The sequence below is a fragment of the Bradyrhizobium sp. B039 genome (assembly GCF_038965675.1).
Taxonomy (GTDB): domain Bacteria; phylum Pseudomonadota; class Alphaproteobacteria; order Rhizobiales; family Xanthobacteraceae; genus Bradyrhizobium; species Bradyrhizobium diazoefficiens.
In genome coordinates this window covers 1,410,079-1,430,243 of sequence record NZ_CP152416.1, presented here as the reverse complement: position 1 = coordinate 1,430,243, position 20,165 = coordinate 1,410,079, and the positions used below count along the sequence as shown (strand labels likewise).

The window sequence follows — 20,165 nt, the reverse complement described above, 5'->3', positions numbered from 1 at the left end:
CCTTTCGAGAAGAAGGCCGTGACCGAACAGCCGCTACTCAACGAGATCAAGGCGCTGATCAAATCCTCAGGCCCCATGCCGGTCTGGCGGTACATGGAACTGTGCCTGATGCATCCGCGCTATGGCTATTACGTCTCGCGCGATCCGCTCGGGCGTGAGGGCGACTTCACCACCGCGCCCGAGGTCAGCCAGATGTTCGGCGAGCTGCTGGGCCTGTGGACCGCCTCGGTGTGGAAGCAGATGGGCTCGCCGCAATCTTTGCGGCTGATCGAGCTCGGCCCCGGCCGCGGCACCATGATGGCGGATGCGCTGCGTGCGCTCCGCGTGCTGCCGCCGCTCTACCAGGCGCTTCAGATCCACCTGGTCGAGGTCAATCCCGTCCTGCGCGAACGGCAGAGTGCGACGCTGTCGGGCGCGCGCAACATCGCCTGGCACGACAGCATCGACGACGTGCCCGAAGGCCCGAGCATCATCCTCGCCAACGAATATTTCGACGTGCTGCCGATCCACCAGATGGTGAAGCGCGAGAACGGCTGGCACGAGCGCGTGATCGAGATCGATCCCAACGGCAAGCTTCAGTTCGGCGCGGCCTCCGAGCCGACGCCGCGCTTCGACGTGCTGCTGCCGCCCCTGGTGCGCGCCGCGCCGGTCGGCGCCGTGTTCGAATGGCGTCCCGACGGAGAGGTCATGAAGCTCGCCACGCGCGTGCGCGACCAGGACGGCGCGGCGCTGATCATCGACTACGGCCATTTGCGCAGCGATGCCGGCGACACCTTCCAGGCGATCGCGCGCCACACCTTCACCGATCCCTTGAAGGCGCCGGGCCAGGCCGACGTCACCGCCCATGTCGATTTCCAGGCGCTGGCGCGTGCGGCCGAGGATGTCGGCGCCCGCGTGCACGGGCCGGTGACGCAGGGCGACTTCCTCAAGCGCGTCGGCATCGACACCCGCGCGGCCGCCTTGATGCACAAGGCGACGCCCGAGGTCGCCACCGACATTTCGGTGGCGCTGAAGCGCCTGACCGACACCGGGCGCAGCGGCATGGGCTCGATGTTCAAGGTGCTCGGCATCTCCGAGCCGCGGCTAACTGGCCTTGCCGGCCTCAGCGATCTCGAACACGCCGGAGGGAACTGATGACCCTCGCTTCGTCACTGCTGTCGGCGGTGCCAGGGCTGCGCCATTCCTTCTTCACCCGTGAAGGCGGCGTCTCCGGCGGCATCTACTCGGCGCTGAACGGCGGCCTCGGCTCCAACGATGATCAGGCCCTCGTCGCCGAGAACCGCCGCCGCATGGCCGAGCATGTCGGCGTGGCGCCGGAACGTTTCCTCAGCCTGCACCAGATCCATTCGCCCGACGTGCTCATTGCCGAGACGCCGTGGCCGAGCGGGCCGCGGCCGAAGGGCGACGCGCTGGTCACCAGGACGCCCGGCATCGCGCTCGGCGTCTCCACCGCCGATTGCGGGCCGGTGCTGTTCGTCGATCCCAATGCGCGCGTGATCGGCGGTGCCCATGCCGGCTGGAAGGGCGCGCTGACCGGCGTGCTGGAGTCCACGATTCTAGCGATGGAAAAGCTCGGCGCCACGCGCGGCGGCATCATCGCCGCGATCGGCCCGCTGATCCGGCAGGAGAGCTACGAGGTCGGCAACGAGTTCGTGGCGCGCTTCATCGAGGCGGACGCGGACAACGCGATGTTCTTCATCCCGTCGGTGCGCGAGGGCCACGCGATGTTCGACCTCGCCGGCTTCATCCGGACGCGGCTGGAGGCCGCCGGCATCCTGATGATCGACGACCTCGGCCTCGACACCTATGCCGACGAGCGCTTCTTCAGCTATCGCCGCTCGGTGCATCGCAAGGAGCCGGATTACGGCCGCCACGTCCACGCGATCGCGCTCGAGGGGTGAACACACAGGCAACACGCCGTCATTCCGGGGCTCGCGAAGCGAGAACCCGGAATCATCGTGCAGCAATTTATGCGGAGAAATGGATTCCGGGTTCGCGCCAAGTGGGCGCGCCCCGGAATGACAGTGGGATGTGTCGCCCCTGCCCTAGACGTTAATGCGTTTTAACGATATCGCTGCCCTCCATAATGAGGGACGCGTCATTCATCCTGGGCCGCGCGGGTTCGCGCGTGCTGGCGGTCATGCTGCTGGCAGCGGCGACCGCGCTTGGCGGTTGCGCCGGCGGCGGCGGTGCCGCCAACTCCTATGCGATGGCGCCGAGCGCCGGCAGTGGAGCGACGGTGGCGTTCGAATCCATCGACGGGCCGCCGCCACAGGTGTTCGACCGCATGGTCGGCGTGCTCGACAGCGAATCCAAGCTGCGCAGCCTGTCCGTGGTCTCCCGCGAGGGGACGGCTGCCTATCGCGTGCGCAGCTACCTCTCCGCCCAGATCGTGCGCGGCAGGACCGTGATCGCCTGGGTCTGGGACGTCTACGACGCCAACCAGCAGCGGGCGCTGCGCCTCTCCGGCGAGGAACCCACCTCGGCCAAGGGTGGCCGCGATGCGACGCGCGATCCTTGGAGCGCCGCCGACGACCTGGTGCTGCGGAAGATCGCCCAGGCCGGATTCAGCGGACTTTCCAACATGATCAACGGCACGCCGGAGGCGCCAAGCGCTGCTCCGGGCCTGCGGGGACCTGCGGTGGCAAGCGTCACCCCGGAGGCTCCGGCACCGGAGATGCCGGCCTCGGCGCTCGGCTACGCCGAGCGATAACCCCCGCTAAACCACGGCCTCAAGTTGCGACCAAACCGTTGGCCCGACTCAGGATTTTCAAAGGGAAAACGTAGCATCCCGGGTTGCCATTGCAGCCCCCGGCCTGATATTTCCTCGCCCGTCGTAACCGTGCTTCGAGTGGGTATTCCCAGATGTTGAACGTCCTATCCAGCAAAGCGCGGGAGGAAGCGTCCATGTCGGCCAAGAACGGCTCCATCAAGCTTGTCGCCGGCAACTCCAATCCGGCTCTCGCCCAGGCCATCGCGCAAGGCCTCCACCTGCCGCTGACCAAGGCGGTGGTCCGGCGCTTCGCCGACATGGAGATCTTCGTCGAGATCCAGGAGAACGTCCGCGGCTCGGATGCCTTCATCATCCAGTCGACCTCGTTCCCGGCGAACGACCACCTGATGGAGCTCCTGATCATCACCGACGCGCTGCGCCGCTCCTCGGCGCGCCGCATCACCGCGGTGCTGCCCTATTTCGGCTACGCCCGGCAGGACCGCAAATCGGGCTCGCGCACGCCGATCTCGGCCAAGCTCGTCGCCAACCTGATCACGCAGGCCGGCGTCGACCGCGTCATGACGCTCGACCTGCATGCCGGCCAGATCCAGGGCTTCTTCGACATCCCGACCGACAATCTCTACGCGGCACCGCTGATGGTGCGCGACATCAAGGACAAGTTCGACCTGTCCAAGACGATGGTGATCTCGCCCGACGTCGGCGGCGTGGCCCGCGCGCGCGGCCTCGCCAAGCGCATCAACACCCCGCTCGCCATCGTCGACAAGCGCCGCGAGCGGCCGGGTGAATCCGAGGTCATGAACGTAATCGGCGACGTCGCCGGCTACACCTGTATCCTGGTCGACGACATCGTGGACTCCGGCGGCACGCTGGTGAACGCGGCCGACGCGCTGATCGCCAAGGGCGCCAAGGACGTGTACGCCTACATCACCCACGGCGTGCTCTCCGGCGGCGCGGCCGCCCGTATCACGAACTCCAAGCTGAAGGAGCTCGTGATCACCGACTCGATCCTGCCGACGGACGCGGTGAGCAAGGCGCCGAACATCCGCACGCTCCCGATCGCCAGCCTGATCTCGGACGCGATCGCGCGCACCGCCGCGGAAGAGTCGGTGTCGAGCCTGTTCGATTGATTTTTCTTCGCCTCTCCCCGCTTGCGGGGAGAGGCCGGAATTCGAAGCGCGGATTCCGGGTGAGGGGGACTCTCCGCGAGTCTTCACTCTCACCGTCCCTGTGGAGACTCCCCCTCACCCCACCCTCTCAGCGCGAGCGAAGCTCGTCGCGGCCCCGCATCCGCCTCGCCAAGGCTTCGGCGGGCAAGAGCGGGGCGAGGGAGCGCGCGACGCTTGCGTCCCTTACGACCTAGTCCCACGGGTTGTTGCCAACCGCGGCCCATGACATCATCCGGACGCCGAGTCATCTCTGCCCTCTGGATGCCTGATGCCACGCCGGAAATTTGCCTGGGAGAAGCTGTCGGACGACGAATTGCTCGAGCAACGTCTCAGCAGCCTGAGGGTTACGGTCGAAGGCACCTGGCTCGAGGATTGCGTCGCCACCCTCCACGAGGAGCTCGAAGAGCGGGGCATCCGGCTGCGGCCGCACACATGGATCTCGAGCGAATGGTTCAGTCCGGGCGATGTACCCGGCATCGCCATCCCATTCTATCTCGCCCATCCCCGCCTGATGAAGCTCGAGAAGAAGATGATGTTCGACGTCGAGGGCGGAACCTGGCGCGAGTGTATGGCCATCCTCCGTCACGAGGCGGGCCATGCCATCCAGCACGGCTATCAGCTGCAGCGCCGCCGGCGCTGGCAGCAGCTGTTCGGTCCGTCGTCGAAGCACTATCCGCGCTACTACCGGCCCAATCCGGCGAGCCGGCGCTACGTCCAGCATCTCCGGCTCTGGTACGCGCAGAGCCATCCTGACGAGGATTTCGCCGAGACTTTTGCGGTGTGGCTGCGGCCGCGTTCGAACTGGCGAACACGATATGCCGGCTGGCCCGCACTGAAGAAGCTCGAATATGTCGACGAGCTGATGGGCGAGATTGCGGGAAAGCGGCCGCTGATCACGACACGGGAGCGTGTCGACCCGTTGAGCAAGCTCGGCCAGACGCTCGAAGACCACTACAAGAAGAAGCAGGCGTTCTACGCCTTCACGCCGCCGAAGACCTACGACCGCGACCTCTCGAGGCTGTTTTCCGCCGATCCACGGCATCACCGCTCAAAACCGGCTTCGAGCCTGATCAGACGGCACCGCGCCCAGATCAGGCAATTGGTCGCGCGGTGGACGGGCGAGAACCAGCTCACGCTCGATGCCGTGCTTGACGACATGATCTCCCGCTGCCGCGAGCTCGATCTGCGCGCGGTCGGCCCCGAACAGAAGCTCGTTCTCGATTTCACCGTCCTCGTGACCGCCAAGACGATGCACGCGCTGTTTGGCCCGTCTCGGCGCAAATGGATCGCGCTATGAGACGCTTGCGTATTCTGGTCCTGATGCATCCGGATTTCATGCCTCCGGATTCAAGCGACGGATACACCGCGCAGGAAATCAACGCGTGGAAAACGGAATACGACGTGGTGAGCACCTTGCGCGCGGCCGGCCACGAGGTTCGCGCCCTCGGCGCGCAGGACGAAATCAAGCCGGTGCGCGAGGCGATCGAGGAGTTCAAGCCGCACGTGGTTTTCACGTTACTGGAGGAATTCCACAACAACGTCGCCTACGACCAGCACATCGCCAGCTATCTCGAGCTGATGAAAGTCCCTTATACCGGGTGCAATCCGCGCGGCCTGATCCTGGCGCGCGGCAAGGATTTGTCCAAGACGCTGGTGCATCACCGTCGGATCGCGGCGCCGGCCTTCGCCGTCTTCCCGATGCGCCGCAAGGTGAAACGCCCGACGCGCCTTGCGCTGCCGCTGATCGTCAAGAGCCTGAACATGGACGGGTCCTTCGGCATCTCGCAGGCATCGATCGTCGATACCGACGAGAAGCTCGCGGAACGGGTCGCCTTCATCCACGAGCGGGTCGAATCCGCCGCGATCGCCGAGCAGTTCATCGAGGGGCGCGAGCTTTACGTCGGCGTGCTCGGCAACAACCGGCTGCGCGTCCTGCCGATCTGGGAACTGAAATTCGGCAGCATGGGCGGGCGCAGGTCACGGCACATCGCCACGGAGAAAGCCAAGCACGACACCGACTATCAGGAGAAGGTCGGCATCGTCGACGGGCCGGCGAAGGACCTCGCGCCCGAAGTCACCGCGCGCATCCAGCGCGCCGCGAAACGCATCTACCGAGCGCTTGGCCTCGACGGCTACGCGCGTATCGATTTTCGTCTCGCCGCCGACGGCACGCCGTATTTCATCGAGGCCAATCCCAACCCCGAGATCGCCAAGAGCCAGGAGTTCGCCACGGCGGCTCAACATGCCGGGCTCAAATATCCGGATCTCCTGCAGCGCATCCTGGCTCTCGGAATAAGCCGGGCCAAGGCGGGGGTGTCGCTGGGGTGATGCAAGATGGCAGCGATCATAGAGTAACCCCTCATCCTTCGAGACGCGCTACGCGCTCCCTGGGATGAGGGGTGATGGTCGTTGCGTTGGGTTAGGCAATTCCCGCCGCGACCTGGCCGCGCAAACGCTCCAGGCCTAGCAGCGTGTTGGCGCAGGCTTCCGCGACCTCGACGCCCTTGATCGCAAAATGCCTGCGGAAGAAATCGTAGTGCACTTCGGTCTCGTGGAATTGCTGCGGCGTCAGCACCGCCGAGAACACCGGCACCTCGGTGCGCAGCTGCACGTCCATCAGCGCCTTGATCACGGTGTCGGCGACGAACTCGTGGCGATAGATGCCACCGTCGACGACGAGGCCGGCCGCGACGATCGCGGTGTAGCGCCGCGTCTTGGCGAGGATCTGCGCGTGCAGCGGGATCTCGAACGAGCCCGGCACCTCGAACACGTCGACATGGGTGAGGTGGCGCGCCTCGGCCTCCTTCATGAAGGCGATGCGGGCCTCCTCGACCACGTCGCGGTGCCAGCAGGCCTGCACGAAGGCCACCCGCTGCGGCTTTGCAAAACGCGGATGTTCGATTGCCGGCGGATCCACGGGAACCGGCGGCTGGGTTGTCTCGGCAGTTTCGGCTTTGAAAGTTTCGGCTTGGGAAGTTTGGACTTGGGGATCTTGCAACATCTGATTCATGGCTTTCCTCAGTTAAGGACCAGAATCAGGGCACACGGAACGACAAACAGCCGCACCTTGCGATGCGTCTGCCACCGACCGTTCTCTTTCATCCGGACTTTAACCGTCGGCTTCGGAGTTGCACCGAATCTGCTGACCCTTCCCTCCGAGGGGTCCCGAGGGAATCCCTATCAAGGAGAAGGCGCTCGCGGGCTTAGGCCTTTCGGCCCTTACCGCCGGTGGGGACTTTCACCCCGCCCTGAGAACTTATCCACCCGATATGGGTGGACTATTCCGAATTATGACGAACAGGGAGGCGGCCAGCAAGAACCTTCCTTATGGGTACTACGCATGTGCCTATGACGTCAGGGCGAAACTCTGCGAAAATCCTGCGGGGCAGAAGGTCGAACAGGGCGGGACCGATCCGGACCCGCAAGGAGGGCACCGGCACATGGAACGCAGCAGGCGCCGGCCGATCCGATTCCGGTTTGTTCTCCTCCGTTAAGAATTGTGGCGGAGATGAGCTGTGGACGAACGAGTCCTGACTTGTGGACGAACTCGGCAGCCAGTTGCGCAGATTCCGCAAATCACATCAGTTGATCCGCGACAAGCCCGCGCTGATCCCGGGATCGCGAGAGCGACGCCAAGGGGATCGCCTTAGCAATATTAAGGGAGCGCGCGCCGGACCAACCGCGTGCGTATCAAAGACAACAAGAAGGCAAGAGGTCGAGACGGCATGTCCCTGCTCGAAGGCGCTATCGATTCCCGAAATCACCCGCTCGCGGTGGTCGAGGATATCGCTGCCAGCAACAACTGGCCGTTCGAACGCTCCGGCGAAGACGAACTCACGATTGTCTCGAAGGGACAATGGACCGACTACCAGCTCTCCTTCACCTGGATGGGCGGGATCGAGGCGCTGCATCTGGCCTGCGCGTTCGACATGAAGATTCCGGTCGCACGGCGGAGCGAAGTGCAGCGGCTCGTCGCCGCCGTCAACGAGCAGTTGTGGGTCGGCCATTTCGACCTGTGGACCAACACCGGCATGGTCATGCACCGCCAGGCCCTGGTGCTGCCGGGCGGGCTTACCGCCTCGACCGCGCAATGCGAAGCCATGCTCGCCGGCGCCATCCACGCCTGCGAGCGCTACTTCCCGGCGTTCCAGTTCGTGGTGTGGGCGGGCAAGACCACGACGGAAGCGATGGACGCGGCGATGTTCGACACGGTGGGAGAGGCGTAGGGCCTCTCGTGACGTAAGGGCGCTCCCTCCCCACATCATCCCGGACAAGCGCGCCCAAAGCGCGCGCAGATCCGGGATCCATACCGCGTGATTTCGTTTGTGGCACGCGGCTTGTTGCCAACAGCTGCATCCACTAGAAACATTCGTGGTTATGGGTCCCGGCCTTCGCCGGGACGACACCGAATTTGTGGTGACCACAGTGGCGAACAGCACTCTTCAAAACATCACCGGCACCATCCTTCTCGCCGGCGCCGGCAAGATGGGCGGCGCGATGCTGACCGGATGGCTGGCGGGCGGACTCGATCCGCGCCGCGTCGCGGTGGTCGACCCGCACATCGCACCTGAGATCAGCGCGCTTGCCGCCAAGGGCGTGGCGCTCAATCCCGATGCGAAGGCGGCAGGTCAGGTCGAGACGATGGTCGTCGCGGTGAAGCCGCAGATGTTCCGCGAGGCCGGCGCGAAGCTGAAGTCCTTCGTCTCGGAGAAGACCTCCGTGGTCTCGATCATGGCGGGAACCACGATCGCCTCGCTTCAGGAGGTCTGCGGCGGCGCTGTCGTGCGCGCGATGCCGAACACGCCGGCCGCGATCGGCCGCGGCATCACGGTGGCGGTTGCGGCGAAGAACGTCAGCACCGCGCAACGCGCGGTGGCCGACGCGCTGCTGCGCGCCACCGGCTCGGTCGAATGGGTCGAGGATGAGAGCCTGATGGATGCGGTGACCGCGGTGTCCGGCTCGGGACCGGCCTATGTGTTCCTGCTCGCCGAGGAACTTGCGCGCGCCGGTGTCGAAGCGGGATTGCCCGAGGCGCTGGCGACGAAGCTCGCGCGCGAAACGGTGGCAGGCTCGGGCGAGCTGCTGCATCAATCCGAGCTGCCCTCCGGCACGCTGCGCCAGAACGTCACCTCGCCCGGCGGCACCACGGCCGCAGCGCTCGGCGTGCTGATGGGCGAGCCCGGCCTGCGCGACCTGATGATCCGTGCAATCGCAGCGGCGACGCAGCGGTCGAAGGAATTGGCGAAGTAGCAAGATGCCGTAGGGTGGGCAAAGCGAAGCGTGCCCACCACATCTGTCTTGCACGCTGAGCAATGGTGGGCACGGCGCTTCGCGCCTTTGCCCACCCTACGATTTCGAGCCTGCCCCGAGCCGCTTGTTGAACATCTCGACATTGACGAGCCCGCGCGCGTGGCGGCCCTCGCCGAGCTTGCGCGTGCCCTCGAACGCCTCGACTTCGAAACGGATGACGCGGCGCTCGACCGCGACCACCTTCGCGGTGGTCCGCACCGTCGCGCCGACCAGGGCGGCTGCGAGATGGCGGATGTCGACCTCGGTGCCGACGGTGACCCAGCCCGGCTGAAGCGCAGGGCGGATCGCATCGCCCGACGTCATCTCCATCTCGAGGATCATCATCGGCGTCGCATAGACAAAAGGCATGCCCGGCACGAAGTGCCCGACCGTGCGCTCCACTGGGACCACCAGCGTGCGCTCCGCGCTCATGCCTGTCGTGATGAAGTCGCGTGCGTCCATGGTGCTTGCTCGTCATTCCGGGGCGCGCGAAGCGCGAACCCGGAATCCAGAAGTTTACAGCTCGAGATTCCGGGTTCAGCCCTAACGGGCTGCCCCGGAATGACGCTAACGCGTCACTTCTTCGCAGCCGCCGCGCGCTCCACGAACGTCTTGCCGCCCTTCATCTTGTGGCGGAGCGGGGCTTCGTTGATCTGGATGACGACGGCATCGGCGTCGACGCCGAGATTCTTCACCAGTGCCTGCGTGATGTCACGCATCATGCCGGCCTTCTGTTCATCGGTGCGGCCTTCGGCCATGCTGACGGTGATCTCAGGCATCGTTTTCTCCCTGCTGCTGTCGTCATGATCGGGCTTGTCCCGATCATTCAAAGTCGTGTGCATCAAACAGGACGTGGATGCCCGGGACAAGCCCGGGCATCAGGCGATGCGCGAATAGCTAGCCCCAGCTCACGTCATGGCGCGCCAGCACCTCGCGCACCTTTGCGACGAGATCGGCTTCGCCGCACGAGAACTGCGCCGGGCGGCTCTCGCGCCATTCCTGGTTGGAAGCAATCGCAGCGGCCGCTTTCGCGCCTTCGATCAGGTCCTTGATCTGCAGCTCGCCGCGCGCCTTTTCGTCCGAGCCCTGGATGATGACGCAAGGGCTGTTGCGGCGGTCGGCATATTTGAGCTGGTTGCCCATGTTCTTGGGATTGCCGAGATAGAGCTCGGCGCGGATGCCGGCGGTGCGCAGGCTTGCCACCATCTTCTGGTAGTCGGCGACGCGGTCGCGGTCGAACACGGTGACGACGACGGGACCGAACTCGGGCCGCGTGTCGAGCTTGCCGAGCAGCGTCAGCGCAGCCTGGAGCCGCGAGACGCCGATCGAGAATCCGGTCGCCGGCACCGGCTCGCCGCGGAAGCGCGAAACGAGGCCGTCGTAGCGGCCACCGCCACCGACGGAGCCGAAGCGTACCGGGCGGCCCTTCTCGTCCTTGGTGTCGAGCAGGAGTTCGACCTCGTAGACGGGGCCGGTGTAGTATTCGAGGCCGCGCACAACGGAGGGGTCGATCTTGATGCGGTCCGCACCGTACCCCGACGCCATGACCAGCTTGGCGATCTCTTCCAGCTCGCTCACGCCGGCCTGACCAACTTCGCTCTTGGCGAGGTAAGCTTCCGCCGCGGCAATGGCTTCTTTCCAATCGTCGCGCGGTTTGGTGATGGCCAGAACAACGTCGGCCTCCGCCGCGCTCAAATTGGCGCCTTTCGTGAAGTCGCCCTTGCCCTCTTCGCCACCATCCCACCTGCCGGGACCGAGCAATTTACGCACCTCATCGGCGGGAAACTTGTCGAGCTTGTCGATTGCGCGCAGCACAGTCAGCCGGCGTGCGGCATTCTCGTCGCCGGCAAGTCCAATGGCTTCCAGAACACCGTCGAGCACTTTTCGGTTGTTCACCTTCACCACGTACTGGCCGCGCTGAACGCCAAGCGCCTCCATCGTGTCCGCAGCCATCATGCAGATCTCGGCATCCGCCGCCGGCGTTGCCGAGCCGACCGTGTCGGCATCGAACTGCATGAACTGGCGGAAGCGGCCGGGGCCGGGCTTCTCGTTGCGGAAGACGTAGCCGACGCGGTAGCTGCGGTAGGGCAAGACCAGACCGTCCGTCCCGTAGCGCTCGCCGACATAGCGGGCGAGCGGCGCGGTCAGATCGTAACGCAAGCTGATCCACTGCTCGTCGTCGTCCTGGAACGAGAACACGCCCTCGTTCGGGCGGTCCTGGTCGGGCAGGAACTTGCCGAGCGCGTCGGTGTATTCCATCGCCGGCGTCTCCACCGGCTCGAAGCCGTAGAGCTCGTAGACGGCGCGGATCTTCTCGACCATCTCGCGCGTCGCCCGGATCGCGGCGGGATCGCGATCCTCGAGCCCGCGCGGCAGGCGCGCCTTCAGTTTCTGGGGTTTTTTGGGTTTTTCGGCCATGCGCGGCGTTTACCAGCCGACGCGCGAGGCGGCAACCGGGGCGGCAAGCCGGGGGGCCCCAAGTCCACCCGCCTCGGCGTCATTCCGGGGCGATGCGCAGCATCGAGCCCGGAATCTCGAGATTCCCCGGTGCGCAACTGCGCACCTCAGGTCTGGTCCTTCGGACCATCCCGGAATGACGACTGCTTCCCTACGGCTGCTCCATGCGCGCCCGGAGGGCGTCCGCATCCGCCTTCGGCAGCGACTTCAGCGTCGGCTTGATGGTTTCGCCGCCGACGATCTTGCCGTTGCGCATGAACATCCAGTCCGAGATGTCGGCTTCGCTGAATGTGACCTTATCGCCTGCCCGCTTGCCGGGCAGATCACGCGGTTCGTTGGCGAACACGCCCGAATAGGCCCCGTTCGGCAGTTTCTTCACCTCGGCGATCCAGATGTGCTCGCCGCCTTTGCGGGTGAAAAAGCGCACTTTCAGGGCGTGCCCGGTTTCCGACGGCTTGGGCGCCTCATAGGACGCCCAGAAGGTCGGGAGGGTGCCGCGGGCGCGTGCGATCGCGGTGTTCATCTCGGGGTCGGTGGTGCGCACATCGACAACGGGCGAGCGGTCTTCGGCTGCGACCTCCGGCTTGGGGCCGATGGTCAGGATGCCGAAGACGGTGATGCCGGTGATTGCGGCGAGGACGACCCATTTCAGGGGCTGGGAAAGCGTGGATGCCATGATCGCGATGTCCGGATGCGTCAATATCTCCGGGCTTTGTCGCGGGATCGTGGCGGGGCGTTCATGATGCCCGCTCTTCGCCTCTCCCCGCTTGCGGGGAGAGGCCGGAATGCGCGCAGAACGCGCGGATTCCGGGTGAGGGGTACTCTCCGCGAGTCCAACTGCCAGCGTCCCCGTGGAGACTCCCCCTCATCCCGACCCTCTCCCCGCAAGCGGGGAGAGGGAGAAAAATCAAAACACCTTGCGGATCCAGTTGTGGGGATCGTTGGTGCGGCCGTACTGGATGTCGACGAGCTGCTTGCGCAGGCCCATGGCGACCGGGCCGGCGGCGCCGCCGCTGATCTCGAAATCGCCGCTCACCGAGCGCACCTTGCCGATCGGCGAGATCACCGCCGCGGTGCCGCAGGCGAAGGCTTCCTTCAACTTGCCCGAGGCCGCATCCTTGCGCCACTGGTCGAGCGAGTACGGCTCCTCGCGCACCGTCTTGCCGGCATCCTTCGCCAGCGCGATGATGGAGTCGCGGGTGATGCCGGGCAGGATCGTGCCGAGCGGCGGCGTCGACAGCGAGCCGTCCTCGAACACGAAGAAGATGTTCATGCCGCCGAGCTCCTCGACGTAGCGGCGCTCGATCGCATCGAGGAAGACCACCTGATCGCAGCCGTGCTGAATGGCTTCCGCCTGCGCACGCAGACTCGCGGCGTAATTGCCACCGCACTTGACGGCGCCGGTGCCGCCGACCGCGGCGCGCGTGTAGTTCTCCGAGACCCAGATCGACACCGGCGCAGGTCCGCCCTTGAAATAGGAGCCGACCGGTGAGGCGATCACCGCGAAGATGTATTCGGACGACGGCTTGACGCCGAGGAAGGTCTCGCTCGCGATCATGAAGGGGCGCAGGTAAAGGCTGCCCTCGCCGCCCGGCATCCAGGCACGATCGATGCGCACGACCTGCTCGACCGCCTCGATGAAGACGTCTTCGGGCAGCTGCGCCATCGCCATGCGATCGGCCGAGTCCCTGAAGCGCCGCGCATTGGCGTCGGGGCGGAACAGGTTCACGCCGCCGTCGTCGCGCTTGTAGGCCTTGAGGCCCTCGAAAATTTCCTGGGCGTAGTGCAGGACGGCGCCGGCCGGATCGAGCTGGAAGTTGGCGCGCGCCTCGATGCGCGCCTCGTACCAGCCGCCCTTGGCCTGGTTGTAACGGACGATCGCCATGTGGTCGGTGAAGACCCGCCCGAACCCGGGGTCCACCAGCTTGGCGACGCGGTCCTTTTCTGGAGTAGGATTGGATGCGGGCTGGATGTCGAATTTCATGCTCATGTCCTTGGCTCCCGCTGCCGGTAGCGGCGCTGTTCTGGCGCCCGCCTGCCCTGTTTCGGGTCCGGCTGGCTTGATTAGAGTTGTGGCCGGGCCACCGCCAGCCTTGTTACGGCCGGTTTCCGTGGCCAGCATGTCGCCGAGGACATGCTTTTGCGGAAGGCGGAAGTCCAGTATGTTTTGTCGAAATGCCGCTCGACAATCGCACGGTAGATCTGATCCGGCCGTCGCCGCCTGTCCGGCTCTCTCCGGCCGCCTCAGCTTCGATGCCACCCGACGCGAAACGATCTAAAATTTCGTGCGGGCTGATCGTTTTGTAACATTGAACCCAAGATACGTCAATATGCCTGACATAAATTTCGCGACTCCCCCTCAAGACGCTGCCGAGCCCCGGCCGGCGGCAGGCGATGGAGGCAATTTGCGCTGGGATATCATCGAGCTGCTGTTCTTCGCCTATCGCGACTTCGTCGGCGATCCCGACCAGGAGCTGGAGGCGTTCGGCTTCGGCCGGGCCCATCACCGCGTCATGCACTTCGTCTACCGCTATCCCGGGCTCAAGGTCGCCGATCTCCTCGACGTCCTGCGCATTACAAAACAGTCGCTCGGCCGGGTGCTCAAGCAGCTCCTGGACGAGGGCTATATCGTGCAGAAGACCGGCGACAATGACCGCCGCCAGCGCCTGCTCTACGCAACGCCGAAGGGCGAGGCGCTGGTGCAGAAGCTCGCCGGGCTCCAGACCACGCGGATCACCAAGGCGCTCGCCGAGATGGCGCCGCAGGATGCGGAGACCGTCAAGCGCTTCCTGCGCGCGATGATCGATCGCGACGATCCGGACAAGGTGCTGGAGACGATCTTCGCCTCCGTCAATCAAGACCCAAAGGAGTGACCGTGCCACTCGCTGCCACGCTCGCCCGTCCGCCGGTGCAACCGGCCGACGACGCCCCGCATCTCCTGCTGGTCGACGACGACCGCCGCATCCGCGATCTGCTGTCGCGCTTCCTCGCCGGCGAAGGCTATCGCGTCTCGACCGCGGCGAGCGCCAGCGATGCGCGTTCGAAGCTCATGGGCCTGCATTTCGACCTCTTGATCCTCGACGTCATGATGCCTGGCGAGACCGGCTTCGACCTCGCCCGCTTCATCCGGACGTCCTCCTCGGTGCCTATCGTGATGCTGACGGCGCGCCACGAAGCGGAAGCCCGCATCGAAGGCCTTCAGATCGGCGCCGACGACTACGTGGCAAAGCCGTTCGAGCCGCGCGAGCTCGCGCTGCGCATCAACAACATCCTCAAGCGCGCCGCCCCGCCGCCGCAGGCAGCGGTGGTGGAGAAGATCGCGTTCGGCCCCTACGTCTACCATCTCGATCGCGGCGAATTGCGCCAGGGCGAAGAGGTCATTCACCTCACCGACCGCGAGCGCGAGATGCTGCGGATTCTCTCGGAGACGCCGGGCGAGACCGTGCCGCGCAGCGCACTGACCGGCAATGGCAGCGTCAACGAGCGCGCCGTCGACGTGCAGATCAACCGCCTCAGGCGCAAGATCGAGACCGATCCCGCCAATCCGCTGTTCCTCCAGGCGGTGCGCGGCATCGGCTATCGCCTGGTGGCCTCGCCTTAAACCGCAGTGAAGCGCGACCGATGAGCACGATCGATACCGGCCTGACGCTGCTGAAGAGCGCCGCCGGCCGCGTCTCCGCCGCCAATGGCTGGATGGGCAATGCGTTCAAGGGCTGGATGCCGACCGGCCTCTATGCCCGCGCGCTCCTCATCATGATCGTGCCGATGGTGATCCTGCAATCGGTCGTCGCCTTCGTGTTCATGGAGCGGCACTGGAACACGGTGACGCGCCGCCTGTCGGCCGCAGTGGTGCAGGACATCGCCGCGCTGATCGACATCTACAAGGGCTATCCGCAGGACAAGGATCGCGACCAGATCCGCCGCATCGCGCAGCAACGCCTCGGACTCGTGGTCGACTTCCTGCCCGCCGGCGACATGCCGCCGCCAGGACCAAAGCCGTTCTTCTCGCTGCTCGACCAGACGCTGTCGGTGCAGCTCGGCCGCCAGATCGGGCGCTCGTTCTGGATCGACACGGTCGGCCGCTCCAACCTCGTCGAGATCCGCATCCAGCTCGACGACGCCGTGATGCGCGTGTTCGCGCAGCGCAGCGCCGCTTACGCTTCGAACTCGGAGATCTTCCTGTTCTGGATGGTCGGCACGTCCTCGATCCTCTTGATCGTCGCAGTGCTGTTCCTGCGCAACCAGATCAAGCCGATCCTGCGCCTTGCCGATGCCGCCGAAAGCTTCGGCAAGGGCCGCGAGGCGCCGAACTTCAGGCCGCGCGGCGCGCGCGAAGTGCGACGCGCGGCGGTCGCCTTCCTCGAGATGAAATCGCGCATCGAGCGCACGATGGAGCAGCGCACCGCGATGCTGGCCGGCGTCAGCCACGACCTGCGCACCATCCTGACCCGCTTCAAGCTCGAGCTGGCGCTGATCGGCGACAGCCCGGAGCTCGAAGGCATGCGCAAGGACGTCGACGAGATGTCGATGATGCTGGAGGACTACCTTGCGTTTGCCCGCGGCGATTCCGGCGAGCAGTCGCAGCCGACCGACATGGCGCAGGCGCTCGAGGAGCTGCGCAGCGATGCCGAACGCCACGGCCACGCTGCAACCGTCGCATTCAACGGACTGCCGGTGGTGACGGTGAAGCCGGCCTCGTTCAAGCGCTGCCTCGCCAACCTCGTCACCAATGCGGCGCGCTACGGCAAGAGCATCGCCATCACCGGCCAGCGCGATCACCGTTATCTGACCGTCACGGTCGACGACGACGGCCCGGGCATCCCCGCGCATCTGCGCGAAGAGGTGTTCAAGCCGTTCCTGCGGCTGGACAACGCCCGCAACCAGGACGAAGGCGGCACGGGCCTTGGCCTCGCCATCGCCCGCGACATCGCCCGCTCGCATGGCGGCGACATCACGCTGGGCGACAGCCCGATGGGCGGATTAAGGGCGAGCGTGCGGATACCGGTGTAACTGCCGTAGCCCGGATTTCGCTACGCTCCATCCGGGCTACAATCTCGCCTACTTCGGCAGCAGGGCCTTCAGCTTGTCGACGTCGCGCACGTTCATCTTGAAGCCGCCGGGCATCACGATGTCGCCGGGCTTCTGGTCCGGCTTGCAGGCGCCCAGCCATTTCGCTTCGAGCGTCATGGTGGTGTCGCGCCCCGCCGCGCCGGCGGCGCCGCCTTGCGCGTGCGAGGTGGTCTTCACCGTATAGGCCGAGTTGAAATCGCCCGTGATCTCGGCGTGCGAGGTGGTGCTGATGCCGGCGACGCTGCACTCGGAATCGCTGACATAACCGGTCGCGGTCTTCTTGATGTCCTGCTTGGCGCAGATCTGCTTGGCCATCGGGGAGACGTTGTTGTTCATCTCCTTGTCGACGGTCTCGTCGGTGCAGTGCTGCATGGTCATTTCCGGCATCTGCGAGCCGGTCCTGACCATTTTCAATTCCCACAGGCCGGCCTTGCGCACCGGCAGATCGTCGGCACTGGCGCCGCCTGCCGACACCACAAGGCAAAGGGCCGAGCCGAGCAAAGCAAGTTTGCGCGTCATGTGGGAAGCTCCCGGCTGAGAGATCGCTGCGTTACGAAAACGCCTCAGTACAGCGTGCGGATCGGCTGGTTGGCGGCGCCATAGGGCACCCAGCGGCAGGAGAACGAGATGTAGCCGCCCTCATAGGCCTGCACGCCGAGGAATTTGACGACCTTGCCGTACCGCGCGCAATGATCGACCGCGACCTGCCGCGCATCGACCTGATTGGCCATCGAATAGGCGATGATGCCGCCGGTGTCGTTGCCCTTGAACGGGGGCACAGGAAGGATATCGGCGCGCGCCGACTGGCCCGCCATCATACCCAGGGCAAGAAGGCCCGCGGCCGCAATGATTCGCATTCCCGTTACTCCAATTGGTTGGCGCCAGTTTACGGTGCCGGGACGGAAGTGAAAAGAACTGAAGCCCTGTCGGATGCGACGTTCTGGTCAACTCCTGGCCAAGTGTTGCCGCGCTGCACTTGACCTCACCCGCCCTTCGCGGCACCGTCCGACCTCCGCAGATCATCTGTCTGGATTGCCCATGCGCGCCTCGACCTCCCTGAAATCGCTCCGCTTTGCCGCCGTGCTCGGCCTCATGTTCGGGGCGCTGTCGCTCGGTGAGGCCAGGGCCGCCAATCCGCTGGAGCTGAATTTCTGGCTGAGCGGACCGCGCTATGACGGCAATGTGGCAGATTGCGACAAGGCGCTGCCGACGATCGCCACCCAGTTCTGGGAGAAGGAAAGCGCCTTCTGGAATTCCTCGTTGAAGATCACCGGCTTCTCCGCCGTGCACGAGACCGCGTTCCGACCCTGGCAGTCCGACAATATTCCGCGCCGCTATTGCACCGGCGAGGCCATGCTGAACGACGGCAAGGTGCGCAAGGTGCATTTCTCGATCATCGAGGATGGCGGCTTCGCTGGTTACGGCAATGGTGTCGAATGGTGCGTGGTCGGACTCGACCGCAACTGGGCCTACAATCCGGCCTGTCGCGCCGCCAAGCAGTAATTTGACAGCCCTGATTCGGACCGGGCCAGCGGCCTGACGAGGGCCGCCCGAATTTTGTTCTTGAAATGTTCTTATCGCCTGCTAGGCTCGATTGCACAGTCTAGTTGAGGGGCGTCGCCATGTTTCATTCCAGATTGCATTCGTTCTCCCGCCTGATGATCTCGCTGACCCTGGCCTTGACCTTTGCCGCCGGGCTGGTCTTGCCGGCGGGCGTCGCGACAGCGCAGGACAGGCGGCAGAACGCGCCCGGCGAATTCGATTTCTATGTGCTGTCGCTCTCGTGGTCGCCCTCCTTCTGCGAGGAGGCGGCGGAGCGCGGCGGCCGCTCCCAGATCCAGTGCAGCGGCCGGCCCTATTCCTTCGTGGTGCACGGGCTGTGGCCGCAATATGAGAACGGCTTCCCGGAATATTGCCAGCGGCCGGCGCCGCGGCTGAACCGCAGCATCGTCTCCTCGATGCTCGACCTGATGCCGGCGCCGGGCCTGATCTTCAACGAGTGGGACAAGCACGGCACCTGCTCGGGGCTCGCCGACCGCAGCTATTTCGAGACGATCAGGAAAGCGCGCGCCGCGATCAAGATTCCGGCCGAATATCTGGAATTGTCGCAGGCCAAGACCGTGGCGCCTGCCGACGTCGAGGAGGCCTTCATCAAGGCCAATCCGGGCCTCGGCAGCGCCGCCGTCTCGGTCACCTGCAACCGGACGCGGCTGTCCGAGGTCCGCATCTGCCTCAGCAAGGACCTGCAATTCCGCGCCTGCGAGGAGATGGACCGCCGCGCCTGCCGCCGCGACCAGGTGACGATGCCGCCGATCAGGGGTGGGTAGCTGCTAAATCAGCTCCGTCATTCCGGGGCACGCGAAGCGTGAACTATGGTGCGCAGTTCGGTGCTACGTACCGCCCCGGAATGACGGGAGTTACTTTCATCGCGCGATGTCGTAACTCTCCGCCATGAACTACCGTCACGCCTTTCATGCCGGCAACTTTGCCGATGTCATCAAGCACATCGTGCTGGCGCGCATCCTCACTTATTTGCAGGACAAGCCGGGGGCGTTCCGCGTCATCGACACCCATGCCGGCGCCGGCCTCTACGATCTCGAAAGCGACGAGGCGCGGCGCGGTGGCGAATGGCTGACCGGCATCGCGCGACTGATGCAGGCGCGCCTGTCGAACGAGACCGCGGCGCTGACAAAGCCCTATCTCGACATCGTCCGCGCCTTCAATCCGAAGGGCGAGCTCAAGGCCTATCCGGGTTCGCCGCTGATCGCGCGCGGCCTGCTCAGGCCGCAGGACCGCCTCGTCGCCTGCGAACTCGAGCCGAAGGCACGCAAGGCGCTGATCGACGTGCTGCGCCGCGACGAGCAGGCGCGCGTGGTCGATCTCGACGGCTGGGTGGCACTGCCGGCCTTCGTGCCGCCGAAGGAGCGGCGCGGGCTCGTGCTGATCGACCCGCCGTTCGAGGCAAAGAACGAGTTCGAACGGCTGGGCGAAGCCTTCTCGGAGGCTTTCGCAAAATGGCCGACCGGTATCTATGTAATCTGGTATCCCGCCAAGAGCCGTCGCGCCACCGATACGCTGGCACAGCTCGTGGCGCGGCTCGCAGCCGCAGCAAAGCCACCGGGCAAATGCCTGCGCCTCGAGTTCAGTGCCGCGCCGCAGCTTGACGGCGCAGCCCTCACCTCCACCGGACTGCTGATCGTCAATCCCCCTTACACGCTGCATGGCGAGCTCAAGACGATCCTGCCCGAGCTCGAAATGCCGCTCGGCCAGGGCGGCGCTGCCAGATTCCGATTAGAGGTGCCGAGGCCGTAACACTCCGGCATTCTTGGGAAAAATATGCAGGAGCCGTAGTCAATCTGCAAAGAACCGTATTATGCTATTTCCGTGACTGGCTTTACGTTCCGCTTCCGCGAATGGTTGCGGCGGAGTGAAGGCCTAAGAAAGATCCG

Annotated in this window: 22 protein-coding genes and 1 riboswitch; of the genes, 14 read left to right on the top strand and 8 right to left on the bottom strand. The window is 65.2% G+C overall.

The window, feature by feature from the left end; all coding sequences use genetic code 11:
• Positions 1–18 precede the first annotated feature (18 nt).
• The 6 genes from AAFG50_RS06670 (at position 19) to AAFG50_RS06645 (ending at position 6,228) form a co-directional block, all read left to right on the top strand.
• Positions 19–1,134, top strand: a complete 1,116-nt coding sequence (locus AAFG50_RS06670; protein WP_028174675.1) for an SAM-dependent methyltransferase — start codon at positions 19–21, stop codon at positions 1,132–1,134.
• A complete protein-coding gene (pgeF, locus tag AAFG50_RS06665; protein WP_011090180.1) occupies positions 1,134–1,901 on the top strand; it encodes a peptidoglycan editing factor PgeF in 768 nt (255 codons plus the stop codon). The genes AAFG50_RS06670 and pgeF overlap by 1 nt, the downstream gene beginning before the upstream one ends.
• A 185-nt stretch (positions 1,902–2,086) precedes the next feature.
• A complete protein-coding gene (locus tag AAFG50_RS06660) occupies positions 2,087–2,713 on the top strand; it encodes a hypothetical protein (protein ID WP_011090181.1) in 627 nt (208 codons plus the stop codon).
• Between the two features lie 194 nt (positions 2,714–2,907).
• Positions 2,908–3,861, top strand: coding sequence for a ribose-phosphate pyrophosphokinase (locus AAFG50_RS06655; RefSeq protein WP_028174674.1), 954 nt, complete (start codon positions 2,908–2,910; stop codon positions 3,859–3,861).
• Between the two features lie 307 nt (positions 3,862–4,168).
• Positions 4,169–5,197, top strand: coding sequence for a putative zinc-binding metallopeptidase (locus tag AAFG50_RS06650; protein WP_028174673.1), 1,029 nt, complete (start codon positions 4,169–4,171; stop codon positions 5,195–5,197).
• The gene (locus AAFG50_RS06645; RefSeq protein ID WP_028174672.1) at positions 5,194–6,228 is read left to right on the top strand and encodes an ATP-grasp domain-containing protein; all 1,035 of its coding nucleotides are present in this window, start codon (positions 5,194–5,196) and stop codon (positions 6,226–6,228) included. Before AAFG50_RS06650 ends, AAFG50_RS06645 begins: the two co-directional genes overlap by 4 nt.
• Before the next feature lie 91 nt (positions 6,229–6,319).
• On the opposite strand, the gene AAFG50_RS06640 is transcribed toward AAFG50_RS06645, so the two are convergent.
• Positions 6,320–6,910, bottom strand: a complete 591-nt coding sequence (locus AAFG50_RS06640) for a 6,7-dimethyl-8-ribityllumazine synthase (RefSeq protein ID WP_028174671.1) — start codon at positions 6,908–6,910, stop codon at positions 6,320–6,322.
• A 76-nt stretch (positions 6,911–6,986) separates the two neighbouring features.
• Positions 6,987–7,160: riboswitch (FMN riboswitch) on the bottom strand.
• A gap of 465 nt (positions 7,161–7,625) precedes the next feature.
• On the opposite strand from AAFG50_RS06640, the gene AAFG50_RS06635 reads away from it, so the two are divergent.
• Positions 7,626–8,126, top strand: coding sequence for a YbjN domain-containing protein (locus tag AAFG50_RS06635; RefSeq protein ID WP_028174670.1), 501 nt, complete (start codon positions 7,626–7,628; stop codon positions 8,124–8,126).
• A 151-nt stretch (positions 8,127–8,277) separates the two neighbouring features.
• Positions 8,278–9,150 carry a pyrroline-5-carboxylate reductase gene (gene proC, locus AAFG50_RS06630; protein ID WP_186363051.1) on the top strand — a complete coding sequence of 291 codons (873 nt, stop codon included), beginning with the start codon at positions 8,278–8,280 and terminating at the stop codon, positions 9,148–9,150.
• Positions 9,151–9,246: 96 nt separating this feature from the next.
• Here proC and AAFG50_RS06625 read toward each other — a convergent pair whose 3' ends face one another.
• The 5 genes from AAFG50_RS06625 to AAFG50_RS06605 all read right to left on the bottom strand — a co-directional run bounded on the left by AAFG50_RS06625 (position 9,247) and on the right by AAFG50_RS06605 (position 13,636).
• The gene (locus AAFG50_RS06625) at positions 9,247–9,651 is read right to left on the bottom strand and encodes a thioesterase family protein (RefSeq protein ID WP_011090189.1); all 405 of its coding nucleotides are present in this window, start codon (positions 9,649–9,651) and stop codon (positions 9,247–9,249) included.
• Positions 9,652–9,764: 113 nt separating this feature from the next.
• Entirely contained in the window at positions 9,765–10,031 is a 267-nt protein-coding gene (locus AAFG50_RS06620) for a tautomerase family protein (protein WP_011090190.1), read from the bottom strand.
• A gap of 55 nt (positions 10,032–10,086) precedes the next feature.
• A complete protein-coding gene (hisS, locus tag AAFG50_RS06615; protein WP_028174668.1) occupies positions 10,087–11,607 on the bottom strand; it encodes a histidine--tRNA ligase in 1,521 nt (506 codons plus the stop codon).
• Between the two features lie 190 nt (positions 11,608–11,797).
• Positions 11,798–12,322 carry a DUF2314 domain-containing protein gene (locus AAFG50_RS06610; RefSeq protein ID WP_011090192.1) on the bottom strand — a complete coding sequence of 175 codons (525 nt, stop codon included), beginning with the start codon at positions 12,320–12,322 and terminating at the stop codon, positions 11,798–11,800.
• 231 nt (positions 12,323–12,553) lie between these two features.
• On the bottom strand, positions 12,554–13,636 hold the full coding sequence (locus AAFG50_RS06605) for a branched-chain amino acid aminotransferase (RefSeq protein WP_028174667.1): 1,083 nt from the start codon (positions 13,634–13,636) through the stop codon (positions 12,554–12,556).
• Positions 13,637–13,976: 340 nt separating this feature from the next.
• Here AAFG50_RS06605 and AAFG50_RS06600 point away from each other — a divergent pair, with 340 nt between their 5' ends.
• Genes AAFG50_RS06600 through AAFG50_RS06590 form a run of 3 tightly spaced genes read left to right on the top strand, consistent with a single transcriptional unit; the run spans position 13,977 to position 16,656 of the window.
• A complete protein-coding gene (locus AAFG50_RS06600; RefSeq protein ID WP_028174666.1) occupies positions 13,977–14,519 on the top strand; it encodes a MarR family transcriptional regulator in 543 nt (180 codons plus the stop codon).
• Positions 14,516–15,247: a response regulator transcription factor gene (locus AAFG50_RS06595; RefSeq protein ID WP_028174665.1), complete on the top strand. Its 732-nt coding sequence runs from the start codon at positions 14,516–14,518 to the stop codon at positions 15,245–15,247. The genes AAFG50_RS06600 and AAFG50_RS06595 overlap by 4 nt, the downstream gene beginning before the upstream one ends.
• A 20-nt stretch (positions 15,248–15,267) precedes the next feature.
• On the top strand, positions 15,268–16,656 hold the full coding sequence (locus AAFG50_RS06590) for an ATP-binding protein (protein ID WP_011090196.1): 1,389 nt from the start codon (positions 15,268–15,270) through the stop codon (positions 16,654–16,656).
• Positions 16,657–16,704: 48 nt separating this feature from the next.
• Here the strand turns inward: AAFG50_RS06590 and AAFG50_RS06585 are convergent, their stop codons facing one another.
• Both AAFG50_RS06585 and AAFG50_RS06580 read right to left on the bottom strand, forming a co-directional pair.
• Entirely contained in the window at positions 16,705–17,235 is a 531-nt protein-coding gene (locus AAFG50_RS06585) for a DUF3617 family protein (RefSeq protein ID WP_011090197.1), read from the bottom strand.
• A gap of 44 nt (positions 17,236–17,279) precedes the next feature.
• Positions 17,280–17,573, bottom strand: a complete 294-nt coding sequence (locus AAFG50_RS06580; RefSeq protein ID WP_011090198.1) for a hypothetical protein — start codon at positions 17,571–17,573, stop codon at positions 17,280–17,282.
• Between the two features lie 181 nt (positions 17,574–17,754).
• Here AAFG50_RS06580 and AAFG50_RS06575 point away from each other — a divergent pair, with 181 nt between their 5' ends.
• The 3 genes from AAFG50_RS06575 to rlmJ all read left to right on the top strand — a co-directional run bounded on the left by AAFG50_RS06575 (position 17,755) and on the right by rlmJ (position 20,028).
• Positions 17,755–18,219 carry a hypothetical protein gene (locus AAFG50_RS06575; protein ID WP_028174664.1) on the top strand — a complete coding sequence of 155 codons (465 nt, stop codon included), beginning with the start codon at positions 17,755–17,757 and terminating at the stop codon, positions 18,217–18,219.
• Positions 18,220–18,338: 119 nt separating this feature from the next.
• On the top strand, positions 18,339–19,043 hold the full coding sequence (locus AAFG50_RS06570) for a ribonuclease T2 (RefSeq protein ID WP_028174663.1): 705 nt from the start codon (positions 18,339–18,341) through the stop codon (positions 19,041–19,043).
• 124 nt (positions 19,044–19,167) lie between these two features.
• Positions 19,168–20,028 (top strand): 23S rRNA (adenine(2030)-N(6))-methyltransferase RlmJ, encoded by an 861-nt coding sequence (gene rlmJ / locus AAFG50_RS06565; RefSeq protein WP_027546000.1) that lies wholly within the window; start codon positions 19,168–19,170, stop codon positions 20,026–20,028.
• Positions 20,029–20,165: the final 137 nt, after the last annotated feature.

What these genes read in the sequence shown, in the direction of transcription:
- pgeF (WP_011090180.1), top strand. Translation starts at nt 1,134, where the DNA reads ATGACCCTCGCTTCGTCACTGCTGTCGGCGGTGCCAGGGCTGCGCCAT.
- AAFG50_RS06660 (WP_011090181.1), top strand. Translation starts at nt 2,087, where the DNA reads ATGAGGGACGCGTCATTCATCCTGGGCCGCGCGGGTTCGCGCGTGCTG.
- AAFG50_RS06655 (WP_028174674.1), top strand. Translation starts at nt 2,908, where the DNA reads ATGTCGGCCAAGAACGGCTCCATCAAGCTTGTCGCCGGCAACTCCAAT.
- AAFG50_RS06650 (WP_028174673.1), top strand. Translation starts at nt 4,169, where the DNA reads ATGCCACGCCGGAAATTTGCCTGGGAGAAGCTGTCGGACGACGAATTG.
- AAFG50_RS06645 (WP_028174672.1), top strand. Translation starts at nt 5,194, where the DNA reads ATGAGACGCTTGCGTATTCTGGTCCTGATGCATCCGGATTTCATGCCT.
- AAFG50_RS06640 (WP_028174671.1), bottom strand. Translation starts at nt 6,910, where the DNA reads ATGAATCAGATGTTGCAAGATCCCCAAGTCCAAACTTCCCAAGCCGAA.
- AAFG50_RS06635 (WP_028174670.1), top strand. Translation starts at nt 7,626, where the DNA reads ATGTCCCTGCTCGAAGGCGCTATCGATTCCCGAAATCACCCGCTCGCG.
- proC (WP_186363051.1), top strand. Translation starts at nt 8,278, where the DNA reads ATGGGTCCCGGCCTTCGCCGGGACGACACCGAATTTGTGGTGACCACA.
- AAFG50_RS06625 (WP_011090189.1), bottom strand. Translation starts at nt 9,651, where the DNA reads ATGGACGCACGCGACTTCATCACGACAGGCATGAGCGCGGAGCGCACG.
- AAFG50_RS06620 (WP_011090190.1), bottom strand. Translation starts at nt 10,031, where the DNA reads ATGCACACGACTTTGAATGATCGGGACAAGCCCGATCATGACGACAGC.
- hisS (WP_028174668.1), bottom strand. Translation starts at nt 11,607, where the DNA reads ATGGCCGAAAAACCCAAAAAACCCCAGAAACTGAAGGCGCGCCTGCCG.
- AAFG50_RS06610 (WP_011090192.1), bottom strand. Translation starts at nt 12,322, where the DNA reads ATGGCATCCACGCTTTCCCAGCCCCTGAAATGGGTCGTCCTCGCCGCA.
- AAFG50_RS06605 (WP_028174667.1), bottom strand. Translation starts at nt 13,636, where the DNA reads ATGAGCATGAAATTCGACATCCAGCCCGCATCCAATCCTACTCCAGAA.
- AAFG50_RS06600 (WP_028174666.1), top strand. Translation starts at nt 13,977, where the DNA reads ATGCCTGACATAAATTTCGCGACTCCCCCTCAAGACGCTGCCGAGCCC.
- AAFG50_RS06590 (WP_011090196.1), top strand. Translation starts at nt 15,268, where the DNA reads ATGAGCACGATCGATACCGGCCTGACGCTGCTGAAGAGCGCCGCCGGC.
- AAFG50_RS06585 (WP_011090197.1), bottom strand. Translation starts at nt 17,235, where the DNA reads ATGACGCGCAAACTTGCTTTGCTCGGCTCGGCCCTTTGCCTTGTGGTG.
- AAFG50_RS06580 (WP_011090198.1), bottom strand. Translation starts at nt 17,573, where the DNA reads ATGCGAATCATTGCGGCCGCGGGCCTTCTTGCCCTGGGTATGATGGCG.
- AAFG50_RS06575 (WP_028174664.1), top strand. Translation starts at nt 17,755, where the DNA reads ATGCGCGCCTCGACCTCCCTGAAATCGCTCCGCTTTGCCGCCGTGCTC.
- AAFG50_RS06570 (WP_028174663.1), top strand. Translation starts at nt 18,339, where the DNA reads ATGTTTCATTCCAGATTGCATTCGTTCTCCCGCCTGATGATCTCGCTG.
- rlmJ (WP_027546000.1), top strand. Translation starts at nt 19,168, where the DNA reads ATGAACTACCGTCACGCCTTTCATGCCGGCAACTTTGCCGATGTCATC.